Raw genomic sequence first — 10,859 nt, 5'->3', positions numbered from 1 at the left:
GGGGAATCCAAGGAGGGGTTTATGGGTGACGAACTGTTTGACCCGGACGGGAATTCGCTTCCCGCTCCGGAAGCCGCCAGTTTCGACCTGCTTATTCGCGTGCTTGGGCTTTTCTCTTCTCTGGCGGATGAGATGGACCGGGAGCCGCACAGCTTCACCATCCATGGTGATGTTCTGCTCGCCCAGTTCGGCCGGGTCGCGGATGTGGCGCAGTGGGTCGGGCTGGCTGCAACGGCCTTGCGCCGGGAGCTTCTTGAGGATCTCGGGCGGGTTCCGGCTGCTGGCGAGCCGTCAGCCGAGTCGGCGAGTGAGGGTCTGAGGCGCTTCCGCGTAGTGGCCGTGCCGAACCAGGCGGAGTATCCGGGTGCGTCCTCGCTGACCCACTTCGCGTACGCGCGGTCGGTGGAGGAGGCCGTGGGGAAGGTGCGTGCGGCGCACGAGCGGCCGGGCGGTGTGTACGGGGACAAGGGCCTGTACCGGGTTGTAGAGGTGACCGAGGAGGGGCCGTCCGGCGAGGCCCGGCAGAAGGAGGCGGCCCGCCGGCTGTTCGTCACCACTGTCATGCTGGCCGCGCGTGCCGAGGCCAGCCAGGAGATCACCCACCTGCCGCACCCGGAGATGTTCGGCATCCTGTGCGACTTCTTCACCCGCGCCATCGTCTTTCCCGGCAAGTTCGGCTTCCCCAGCGGCACCGCCACCGATGACGTCCAGCTGCACACCAGCGACCCCGCCCGCGCACTGTCCCGCCTGCTCCTGGAACACCTCACCCACCACGCCCTGGACCTCGTAGAGGCCGACGACCGGGCGCCCCTGGGCCTGGAGGACTACAACACGGGCTCCTGGCCTGCCGAGGGCCGTCCCTCCACCCGCGCCGAAGGGAACGAGGCGTCGACGGAGCTCATCGAGCGGGTCCTCGCCATCTGCGAGCAGCACTACGCGGCCGTCACCGGCACCAGCTCCGAGCAGTGGGACCAGGAGTCGGCCCGGGAGGTCGTGGACATCGCCCTGCGGACCGTGCACCTGGCGGAGCGGGACACCTACTACCCGAAAGCGCTGGAGACCTACCTGCAGACGCACCGGGCGCGGCTGGAGCGGCTGTGGCGCCGCTACGGGCCCGGCAGCACGTTCGCGGGCGAGCTCGTTCTGATCGACCTGCCCGCCTGCTTCGTCCTGTGCGAGAGGATCGACAACACTCCGGTCTCGCTCGGAGGGATCTGGACGCGGGAAGGCCAAGAGGAAATCACGCTGGAAAGGCTTCATAACGCCTGGCTGTACGACACCGGAGAGGAGGACGGACGATGAGCAGGATTCCGCTCAAGAAACACCAGATCGACCAGAAGTCGAGTTTCCGTAAGTGGGTCGGATTCCCTGCAAGGTCATCCGTACCCCCTCAGGGTGCCCGTGGCACGATCGTGTCAGCGACCGGCTCCGGTAAAACGATCATGGCTGCCGCGAGCGCGCTGGAGTGCTTCCCCGAGGGCCGGATTCTCGTGACCGTGCCGACCCTGGACCTGCTCGTGCAGACCGCCCAGGCCTGGCGGGCGGTGGGTCACCGCTCCCCCATGGTCGCGGTGTGCTCGCTGGAGAACGACCCGGTGCTGAACGAGCTGGGGGTGCGCACCACCACCAACCCGATCCAGCTCGCCCTGTGGGCCGCCCACGGGCCGGTCATCGTGTTCGCCACGTACGCCTCTCTCGTGGACCGCGAGGACTTCGACGACCCGATGGGCCAGGGACGCGTTCGCGGGCCGCTGGAGGCCGCTCTGGCGGGCGGAGAGCGCCTGTACGGCCAGCGCATGGACGGATTTTCGCTCGCCATCGTGGACGAAGCCCACGGAACCACTGGTGATCTTGGTCGGCCGTGGGCGGCGATCCACGACAACGCCCGCATCCCCGCCGACTTCCGGCTCTATCTCACCGCCACCCCGCGCATCCTCGCCTCTCCCCGGCCCCAGAAGGGCACGGACGGCCAGGAGCTGGAGATCGCGAGCATGGCCGACGACCCGGACGGCCCGTTCGGCGCCTGGCTGCCTGGGGCTGAACTCGGGCTGTCGGAGGCGATCGAGCGGGAGATCCTCGCCCCGTTCGAGATCGACGTCCTCGAGATCCGCGACCCCTCGCCCGTCCTCGGGCTGTCGGAGGAGGCACTGCGGGGCCGGCGCCTGGCCCTGCTGCAGACCGCGCTCCTGGAGCACGCCGCCGCGTTCAACCTGCGGACGACGATGACCTTCCATCAGAAGGTGGAGGAGGCGGCGGCGTTCGCGGAGGCGCTGCCGAAGACCGCTGCCGAGCTGTACGTCACCGAGACCGATGACGAGACCATGGTCACGGCGGAGAAGGCGCTGCCCGCATCCTCGATCGACGCGGAGTTCTACGGCCTGGAGGCCGGCCGCCACGTACCCCCGGACCGGGTGTGGGCGGCGTGGCTGTGCGGCGACCACACCGTCGCCGAACGACGCGAGAAGATCCGCCAGTTCGCCAACGGCATCGACGCCAACAACCGGCGCGTACACAGGGCGTTCCTCGCCAGCGTTCGCGTGCTCGGGGAAGGCGTCGACATCGTGGGCACCAGGGGTGTCGAAGCGATCTGCTTCGCCGACACCCGCGGCTCCCAGGTGGAGATCGTGCAGAACATCGGCCGGGCCCTGCGGTTGAACCGCGACGGCTCCACCAAGGTGGCCAGGATCATCGTGCCGATCTTCCTGGAGCCGAACGAAGACCCGAACGACATGGTCGCCAGCGCCAGTTTTCGCCCCCTTGTAGCGGTCCTCCAGGGCCTACGTTCGCATGACGAACGTCTGGTCGAGCAGCTCGCCTCACGGGCGCTCACCAGCGGCAAGCGCAAGGTCCACGTCCAGCGCGACGAGAACGGCCAGATCATCGGTGCCGACGGCGCGGGCGACGGCGAGGACCAGGAGCACGACGACACCCAGGCCGCCGCCGAATCCGCCCTGCTGCACTTCTCCACTCCCCGGGACGCGGCGACCATCGCCGCGTTCCTGCGCACCCGCGTCTACCGGCCGGACAGCCTCGTCTGGTTGGAGGGTTACCAGGCCCTCATCCGCTGGCGGTCCGAGAACGAGATCACCGGTCTCTACGCCGTTCCCTACGACACCGAGACCCAGGTCGGAGTCACGAAAGATTTTCCCCTTGGGCGCTGGGTGCACCAGCAGAGGAAGGCGCTGCGGGCCGGGGAGCTGGAGGAGCGGCGCAAGACGCTGCTGGACGCGCCGGAGGCCGGGATGCTCTGGGAGCCGGGCGAGGAGGCGTGGGAGGCCAAGCTGGCCGCGCTCCGCTCCTTCCGGAGGGCCACCGGGCACCTTGCGCCGCGTCAGGACGCGGTCTGGGGTGAGGGCGAGGCAATGGTGCCCATCGGGCAGCACATCGCCAACCTCCGGCGGAAGGGCGGGCTCGGGAAGGACCCGAAGCGCGCGGCGGAACGCGCGGCGCAGCTGACGGCGATCGACCAGGACTGGGACTGCCCGTGGCCGCTGAGCTGGCAGCGCCACTACCGGGTCCTCGCCGACCTGGTCGACGCCGACGGCGTCCTGCCCTACATCGCGCCCGGCGTCGTCTACGACGGCGACGACATCGGCACCTGGAGGTGGCGGCAGCAGGAGCCGGGCACCTGGGCGCAGCTCCTGCCCGAGCAGCGCGAGCGGCTGACCGCGCTGGGCGTACGGGGCGCCGCCCTCCCCGTGACGGCCGCCGCCCCGGCGGAGCTCCCCCCTGCGCCGACCGACGCAGCCAAGAACCCGAAGAAGGCCGGGAGCAAGGCTGAGGCTGCATTCCAGCGGGGACTGGCCGCCCTGACGCAGTGGGTGGAGAAGGAAGGGCAGCGGACCGTCCCGCGCAGCACGGTCGTGGAGATCACGGTCGACGGCGAGACGGAGCCGGTGCCGGTGAAACTGGGGGTGTGGCTTTCGAACACCAAGTCGAGGCGCGACAAGCTCACGGCGGAGCAACTCGCCGCTCTCGCTGCGCTGGGCATGGACTGGGCGGGCGCGGTCCTGGCGGTCGAGGCCGCCCCGGCGCAGCCCGCTCCGTCGGCGGCCCCGACGCAGCGGCAGCCGTGGGATCACCATGAGGAGTGCGACAAGACGGTGTACGAGGGCGGGACTTGCACCTGCGACCTCATCGAGCGGTACGGGCCGAACTCCGAACGCGACGACTACTGAGACGGCCTCGGGCCGCTCCCCCACCGGACCCCGGGCCTGTCGAGGCCCGGGGTCCGGTGGGTTCACTGGGTGAGGCGGTGCCAGATGAAGACGCAGCTCTCCAGGCTGGCGAGTGACGGCCGGCGCAGCACGGACCGGATCCGCTCGGGCCCCACCAGGACGACGGGCATCCGGCGCTCATGCTCCTGGAACAGGCTCCACAACCCGTAGACGTACAGCAGGGCCTCGGTCCTCAGCAGGTGGGCATCGCGTACGACCACCACCGGCCAGGCCCGGCGGGCGAGTTCGTTCTCGACAGCCCGCTGTGCGTCGGCCAGCCGTCGCGGCCGGACACCGAGGTGCAGAGCGTCGTGGAACGCGTCCAGGAGCGCCGCCAGGGTCCCCGGCGCGGCGGTCGTGACCACGACGGGGTCGGCTCCGTCGCAGCGGCTGAGAGCGGCCTCCACCACGGCCTCACCCTGGACGTCCTCCGGCGCGATGACGCACAGCAGCGCACGGGTCTCCAGGATGTGGCCCAAGTTGTCGGCAAGTGCGGAGAACGCTTCGTCGGACACGGCCGTGGCGACCTCGCCCATGGCCCCTCCTTGGGAGTTGCGTACGGGACGCTGCCAGTCCAGCACGGTCGCGGACAGCTGCGGGCACATCGACGTCATCACGGCGCAGATTGACCGGGCCCGTTCGGGACGTGAGCGGCCGTGCCAGGTGGGGCAGACCGCGCTGTGGGGCAGCAGCGTGCGCGAACCCGACGGCAGCCAAGGCTGTGATCTCGGTACAGCGGACAGGGGGCGGTGATCACCAGGAGGATGACGGGATGCACTCACAACTGCGTTTCACAGCCTGGTTCAAGGACCCCGCGCCGGATGCCGAGAAGGACGACGTGATCAGTCGGCCGGTCGTGGGATGGCGGGAGTCGGACGGCGCCGCGATGGTGCTGCTGGACGAGAAGTCAGGCCGGGTGGTGCCAGCAGTGGAGCAGGACGGGTTCGTGGAGATTGAACGACTCCCGGATGAACGGCCGCTGGGAGTAGTGCCAGGCGATGGCTGGCGGGTGTCCCAGACCAAGCAGGGGCCGGTCCGGGACTCCGCACGTACGGTGGCGGCCTTCATCGTCTACGCCGATCACGTGGTGCCGGTGGTCAACCTGCCGACAGGCGGTGACTACCGAGGTGCCTGGAAGGCCGGCGAGTGGCAGCTCCTGGAGCCGCACGAGTAGACGCTGAAGCCCGGGGCAAGGCCGGGCGGCTGGTCTCCCCTGGCCGTCGTACCATCGGCGGCTTGGCGCGGCGGCCCCGCCCGGCGCAACACCGGCGAGCGCCCCGATCCCCGGCCGTGGCCGCGCCGCCCATCCCGCCCGTCCCTTCCTCCTTCACACCAGCCAGGGGACATGGGCAGAGCAGCCGCAACGGGGATGTCAGCAGGCCGACCACGGCAAAACCGCGTGGTGACCTGCACGGACGCAGGGGCATTCCTGCGGGCCGCGCAACACCTACCGCAACCCTTGGCGCAACACCCAGCGCAACAGACAGGCGCAACCCCTGGCGCAACCCCGTGCTCCTGGTCGACCGGGACGGCCGGTCACGCGGCCCGGACGGCTCCGTGGGCGCGGGCGAGGTGGCGCAGCTCGGAGCGGGCCGCCGGCACCGAGGGGACGGTCTCCCAGTACGGGTGCCACCACAGCCGTACGGACAGGCGCAGCAGGCGGCGGCGCAGGGCCGTCGTGTCGCGGGGGCGGGGTGCGGCGAGCGCGTCGTAGGTGGCGTTCCAGGCGGCTTGCGTCTGCACCAGGTCGTCGGGGAAGTCGGTCGCGTCCATACCCGTATTAGATCGCTTGTTCGAATTGCGTGTCACTTCGGACACGCCCGCCCCCGGCGCGGCAGATCCGGGCGCGGACCAGCGTGGTCGGCCTCATGGTCGGGTCCCGGACGCCTTGGGCGGAAGCGCGCCCCCTTGTGGTCTGCGTCGGCTATACCGGGATGGATCCGATCACCTCGCCCGCCGTAGCAGAAGGAGTCCACTGCCTCATGACCGACGCCGCGAACGCCGCTTCCGTCAGCCGCGCCAACCGTGTGATCACGATCGTGGCCGTCGTCATCGGCCTCGCCTTCACCGGCTTATGGACCTTCATCTCCGTCCCGCAGCTCATGGACTACATCGGCGACCGGGACATCACCGCGCCGCTGTTCCTGGCCATCGGGGTTCTTGCCGGTCCCGCCCTGTTCTGGGCATTCATCGGTCTCGGCTTCGGCCTGAGCGCGCTGGGCTGGGCTGCCGGGCTCGCCAGCACCGGCATCCTCGTCAGCCTCACCTACGGCTCTCTCGTCGCGGCTTCCGACGGCCACGGCTTCGCCTACTGGCTGTTTCTCACCCTGCTCGTCGCCTGCAACGTCGCCGCCTTCTGCGTGATCCCCTACGTCCTTGTCCGTGGCACGGTCGGGCGCCGCCGTTGACCCGTCGGTCCCCGAGGTGAGCGAAGTGGCCGGAAGCCCGGACCGCCCCTGCCAGGCGCTGACACACTCAGCACCGTTGTGATCACCGCGTATCGACGGAGGACATGTTGAGCCAGCCGGAGCAGCCCTGGCAGCCGGGCCCGAACGATCTGCCCTTCACCACCCACCTGATCAACCCGCATGGTGACCGGCACCTCGGGTTCAACGACGTCGAGGGCCGCTTCTACCGGCTGTGGCAGCACCGCGATCCCGAGCCGCTCCACACCGGCGACGCGATCCTGCTGCGTCCCAGCGACATCGACCAGATCATCAAGTTCTCCATGATCTGGGTGAAGAACCACCCCACCAACCCGCGCAGCAGCGACCTTTCGGACGAACTCGCCGCCGGGGCCAAGGCAGTCGTGCTGCACTTCGCCCAAGCCGCGCAGGCCCCCGTACAGCGCTAAGCCGGTCACTCGCTCGCCGCGCCCCACCGGCCGACGAACTCCTCCAGGGCGCGGCGCTGCTGTTCCTCGCGGGCGATCTGCTGCGCGAGGACGTCGCGGTCGATGTGCGGGTCGACGGCGGCGAGGACCAGGCGCTGGAGTTCGGCCGGCTCCAGCGCCTCCACCTCCCACTGCACCGGGCGGCGGGGGTCGAAGCCGTAGCGGTCGGCGAAGGCCGGCCATCGCGGGTCGCCCTGCTTGCCCTCGGTCGCGGGCAGCTCGTAGGCGCGGACCTGGTCGTAGGTCAGCAGGATTCGTTCCGTCCGGCTCCAGCAGCCGGTGCGCGCTACCCAGTCCCGCTCGATGTCCTCGCCGGAGCAGTCGAAGTCGCCGACCACGAGTAGAACGCCGGCGCGCGGGTCGGCGGTGACGCGGTCGTGGACGACGTCGGCGTACGACTGCGAGCCGAAGCCGCGGACCACCAGGACCGGGATGCCCGCGTCGGCGAGCCAGCCGGTCAGCTGCTGGCGCAGGGTGTCCTTCTCCGCCGCGACGTACAGGGCGTGCTCCTGGCCCTCGGTGCGGTCGAGGCGGAACCAGCCGGGCATCTCCGCGACGAACGCGTCCGCGCCCGTCCAGGCCGGCGGGACGTGGACCTCCCTGACGGTGTCGATCAGGTCGGGGAACCGGCCCTCCCGGCGGGCCTTGGCCAGCTGTGCGGACAGACGGCGGTACATCGGCGCCGTGTGCGGCAGCGTTCCCTCGGAGGCCAGTCGGTACATGACCTGGCGCAGCGTGACCTTCATCGGCGCGTACCCGTTCACGATCTCCCGCGCCCGGTCCACCACGGACGGCCACCGCACCCGCTCACGCGCCATACCGGTACTTGTACCCCTCGCGGGCCTGCGGACCCGGGTACCGGGTGCGTGAGCTGGGCTCAGGGCTGTCGGCGGCGGAGGTCCTCGGACCAGTCCCGGAGCCGGTCCTCGATGACGAGGTTGTCGCCGCGGCTGACGGTCTGGAGCAGCTGCGCGCACACGGTCGCTTCGGCGGCGAGGCCGGCCGGGCTGCCCAGGACGGTGAAGGCGGCGCGGACGCGGGCCGCGGTGTCCGGGCGGAGCAGCGAGTAGGCGTAGAGCGTGGCGGCGTCGAAGCCCTCCGGGGCCTTGCCCCATCCTTCCCAGTCCAGCAGGCGCAGCGGTGCGGTGAGGTTCGCCCAGTGCACGTCCGCGTGGGCTGTGGTCCAGCAGGAGACGGCCGGGGCCGGAATCCCGAGGAACTCGGGGATGGCCCGTTCCATGTACTGCTGTCGTACGGCGACGCGGGCGGTGTCGACGGCCGCCACTTTCTCCAGCGTCCCGGCGAGGTCGTTCCACCAGGAGTCCGGCAGTTGGAGGTCGTGCTGGAGGATCGGGTCGTCGGACAGGACCGGGTCGTCGACGCGGACCGACAGTTCCGCCCGGTAGGCGGTGGTGTCGTCGACGGCGTCGTGGACGGCCAGGAGGGCGGGCCGGTGGCCGTCGAGGTTGCCGAAGGCGTGCTGGGCATCGAGGGCGCCGTCCCAGAGTTTCCCCGCGGCCTTGTCCTCCGGCGCGGACACCAGGCGCAGCCATGCGGGCGCACCTGTGGCGGTGCGGGCCGGGGCACCCAGGGTGCGCCCGGCCCATCCCCAGAACTCCGTGCCCGGCTCCACCGTGACGTCCAGGGCCTTCGCGGTGTGCGCGTGGTGGGCGCGCATGCGCTGTTCGGTGTCCGGGTCAGGTGGAGGCGAGTACACCAGTGATCTCCCGCAACTTGGCGGCGGTCAGGGAGGGTTGAGCGACGGCGTCGGCCGCCTCCCTCCAGTGTGACGTACCGGAGGCGGCCAGAAGGACGTTCGTCACTCCTGGGCATGAGGCGACCGCCAGGACGCACGCCTGTGCGGGAGTCAGCTCCGGCCGGATGAGGTCGGCGAGCTCCTGGTCGACCATGGCGGGGAGCTCGCCTCCGTGCAGCGGCGCGGAGGCCATCACCCGCAGACCCGCGTCTGCGGCGGCCGGGAGCGGGCCCCGGCCGTCAAGGGCCTGCACGATCGGCGTCATCATCACCAGGCTGACCGGCAACTGGATGGCGACCAGGTGGTGCCGGCCGCCCGCGGCTTCCGTGGCCAGGGCGAGCAACTGCCCCACCGTGAACGCCTCTTCTTCCAGGCCCGCCCAGGTGGCGACGCCGTAACCCGCCACGTTCCCGGCCGCCGCCTCCGCCTCCAGGACGACGAACGCGTCCCGCATCGCGGCGTGCAGGGCTGCGCGGTCGCCGGGATGGGCGCGCTCGGGGTTGTGCAGCAGGACCAGGTCGAGCCGGTCGCGCCCGAGCTGGGCGCGGTTGCGGCTGGTCTGCCAGCGCACGTAGTCCGCGGCGAGGCTGTGCCCGGCGGCGGCCTGGTCCTGGTTGAGGACACCGGCGTCCACGGCGTCCACGCCGGTGGCTGCGGTGAAGTAGCCGGCCTTCGTCGCGATCCGCAAGGACGGATGGGCGGCCAGGGCCGGGGCCAGCAAGTCCTGGGCGCGGCCGGTGGCGTAGTTGGGGGCGGTGTCGATCCACTGCGCGCCGGAGGCGGCCGCACGGACGGCCGCCTCCGGGATCGCCCGGCACCGGTAGGTGCCCAGAGCGAGCTCCGCTGTCACAGAAGGCTCCCCACCGTCGCGGCCTGCCCGGCAACGAGCTCCTGGACCAAGCCGACGACGTCCTCCAGGGCGAGGTCGGCCGTCTCCGCGAGCGCGGCCAGGTCCACGGTCCGCCCGTCGACCAGCGGGCGCAGCACCGCCTCCGCTTCGGGCGCGAACTCGAACGTGCTCCCGGCGGCGGACAGCGTGACCGTGTCCTCGCCGACGTCCAGCACCGCTCGGGCGGTCGTCAGCCGCACCCGCAGAGCGCCGTCGGCGGGGACGGTGTCGATGTACGGCAGGCTCGGCATCATCCGGCCCACGGCCTGCCCGTCCATCGCCGCCCGGTAGCGGGCGATCAGCGTCGGGTCGTCCAGCAGTTCGGCGAGCCGCTTGCGCATCGCGTCCACGGTGTCGGCCTGGACGTCCGGTGCGGCGAGCAGGGGCAGGTCGCGGCGCCAGTCCTCGTGCGTGAGCAGCTGCTCGGACACCCACGTCATCAGGTCGGTGGGGGTGTGGGTCTGCAGTCCGCAGGTGACGTGCAGGGAGCGGGTGCCCTGGTCGGCGGAGACCGCGTGCCACACGCCGCGCGGCACGTACAGGACGTCGCCCGGCCACAGGACCAGGTCGGCGACCGGCTCGGTGGGAGCCTCGCCCGGGTCCTCGATGTCGCGGTACAGCGGGAACGGGCGGGTGGTGCCGTAGATACGCCATCGCTTCGCGCCGTCCAGCTGGACGATGACCGTGTCGTGGTCGTCCCAGTGGACGCCGAAGCCCTCGGTGCTGGTCCACGACGCGTAGAGGTTCGCCTGCACGCGGGTGCGCAGCTCGCGCTCGATCGCTTCGCAGAGGCGGGCGATCGGCGGGTGGAGTTCGTCGACGCTGTCCAGGGCGAGCGAGGCGCCGTCCTTCAGGCGGGCGTGCAGTTCGGCCGGGTGGAGGCGGTGCCACACCGTGTGGCGGCGGGTGGCCACCGGGGTGGTGTAGCCGCCGACCAGCAGCGTCTCGCCGTCGCGGGACAGCCGCATGCGCGGCGGCTCCAGGCGGTGGGCGGCGAGGATCTGGTTGAGGTCGTCGAAGGTCATCAGTCCGGCGACGTCGAGGGCGCCGGGTACGTGGCGGTGTTCGCGGTGCAGTGCCTGGGCGAGGAAGTCCTCGCCCAGG

Annotated in this window: 11 protein-coding genes; 5 read left to right on the top strand and 6 right to left on the bottom strand. The window is 71.1% G+C overall.

Annotation, left to right across the window (positions count from 1 at the left end):
• The coding region (locus tag J8M51_RS46065) for a hypothetical protein (protein ID WP_317853016.1) at positions 1–1,302 on the top strand (1,302 nt) is incomplete at its 5' end.
• Entirely contained in the window at positions 1,299–4,178 is a 2,880-nt protein-coding gene (locus J8M51_RS46060; protein WP_086751602.1) for a DEAD/DEAH box helicase, read from the top strand. The genes J8M51_RS46065 and J8M51_RS46060, both read left to right, overlap by 4 nt.
• Before the next feature lie 62 nt (positions 4,179–4,240).
• On the opposite strand, the gene J8M51_RS46055 is transcribed toward J8M51_RS46060, so the two are convergent.
• A complete protein-coding gene (locus J8M51_RS46055; protein WP_143673060.1) occupies positions 4,241–4,831 on the bottom strand; it encodes an AAA family ATPase in 591 nt (196 codons plus the stop codon).
• Positions 4,832–4,989: 158 nt separating this feature from the next.
• On the opposite strand from J8M51_RS46055, the gene J8M51_RS46050 reads away from it, so the two are divergent.
• On the top strand, positions 4,990–5,391 hold the full coding sequence (locus J8M51_RS46050) for a hypothetical protein (protein WP_086751598.1): 402 nt from the start codon (positions 4,990–4,992) through the stop codon (positions 5,389–5,391).
• Between the two features lie 362 nt (positions 5,392–5,753).
• On the opposite strand, the gene J8M51_RS46045 is transcribed toward J8M51_RS46050, so the two are convergent.
• Entirely contained in the window at positions 5,754–5,990 is a 237-nt protein-coding gene (locus J8M51_RS46045) for a hypothetical protein (RefSeq protein WP_086751596.1), read from the bottom strand.
• A gap of 209 nt (positions 5,991–6,199) precedes the next feature.
• Here J8M51_RS46045 and J8M51_RS46040 point away from each other — a divergent pair, with 209 nt between their 5' ends.
• Positions 6,200–6,625, top strand: a complete 426-nt coding sequence (locus J8M51_RS46040; protein WP_086751594.1) for a hypothetical protein — start codon at positions 6,200–6,202, stop codon at positions 6,623–6,625.
• 104 nt (positions 6,626–6,729) lie between these two features.
• On the top strand, positions 6,730–7,071 hold the full coding sequence (locus J8M51_RS46035) for a hypothetical protein (protein WP_086751592.1): 342 nt from the start codon (positions 6,730–6,732) through the stop codon (positions 7,069–7,071).
• Positions 7,072–7,076: 5 nt separating this feature from the next.
• Here the strand turns inward: J8M51_RS46035 and J8M51_RS46030 are convergent, their stop codons facing one another.
• Genes J8M51_RS46030 through J8M51_RS46015 form a run of 4 tightly spaced genes read right to left on the bottom strand, consistent with a single transcriptional unit; the run spans position 7,077 to position 10,858 of the window.
• Entirely contained in the window at positions 7,077–7,928 is an 852-nt protein-coding gene (locus J8M51_RS46030; protein ID WP_086751590.1) for a hypothetical protein, read from the bottom strand.
• Between the two features lie 59 nt (positions 7,929–7,987).
• The gene (locus J8M51_RS46025; protein WP_256964003.1) at positions 7,988–8,788 is read right to left on the bottom strand and encodes a hypothetical protein; all 801 of its coding nucleotides are present in this window, start codon (positions 8,786–8,788) and stop codon (positions 7,988–7,990) included.
• A gap of 19 nt (positions 8,789–8,807) precedes the next feature.
• Complete coding sequence (locus tag J8M51_RS46020) at positions 8,808–9,716, bottom strand: aldo/keto reductase (protein ID WP_086751586.1); 909 nt, start codon at positions 9,714–9,716, stop codon at positions 8,808–8,810.
• On the bottom strand, positions 9,713–10,858 hold the full coding sequence (locus J8M51_RS46015; protein WP_267300202.1) for a ribosomal protein uL16 3-hydroxylase: 1,146 nt from the start codon (positions 10,856–10,858) through the stop codon (positions 9,713–9,715). The genes J8M51_RS46020 and J8M51_RS46015 overlap by 4 nt, the downstream gene beginning before the upstream one ends.
• Position 10,859: the final 1 nt, after the last annotated feature.

Source organism: Streptomyces griseiscabiei (genome assembly GCF_020010925.1).
GTDB classification, from domain to species: domain Bacteria; phylum Actinomycetota; class Actinomycetes; order Streptomycetales; family Streptomycetaceae; genus Streptomyces; species Streptomyces griseiscabiei.
This window is presented reverse-complemented; position numbering and strand designations above follow the sequence as displayed.

Bases quoted from the DNA above. Each gene is read 5' to 3' on its own strand.
- J8M51_RS46050 (WP_086751598.1), top strand. From the start codon at position 4,990: ATGCACTCACAACTGCGTTTCACAGCCTGGTTCAAGGACCCCGCGCCG.
- J8M51_RS46045 (WP_086751596.1), bottom strand. From the start codon at position 5,990: ATGGACGCGACCGACTTCCCCGACGACCTGGTGCAGACGCAAGCCGCC.
- J8M51_RS46035 (WP_086751592.1), top strand. From the start codon at position 6,730: ATGTTGAGCCAGCCGGAGCAGCCCTGGCAGCCGGGCCCGAACGATCTG.
- J8M51_RS46055 (WP_143673060.1), bottom strand. From the start codon at position 4,831: ATGACGTCGATGTGCCCGCAGCTGTCCGCGACCGTGCTGGACTGGCAG.
- J8M51_RS46060 (WP_086751602.1), top strand. From the start codon at position 1,299: ATGAGCAGGATTCCGCTCAAGAAACACCAGATCGACCAGAAGTCGAGT.
- J8M51_RS46025 (WP_256964003.1), bottom strand. From the start codon at position 8,788: ATGCGCGCCCACCACGCGCACACCGCGAAGGCCCTGGACGTCACGGTG.
- J8M51_RS46030 (WP_086751590.1), bottom strand. From the start codon at position 7,928: ATGGCGCGTGAGCGGGTGCGGTGGCCGTCCGTGGTGGACCGGGCGCGG.
- J8M51_RS46040 (WP_086751594.1), top strand. From the start codon at position 6,200: ATGACCGACGCCGCGAACGCCGCTTCCGTCAGCCGCGCCAACCGTGTG.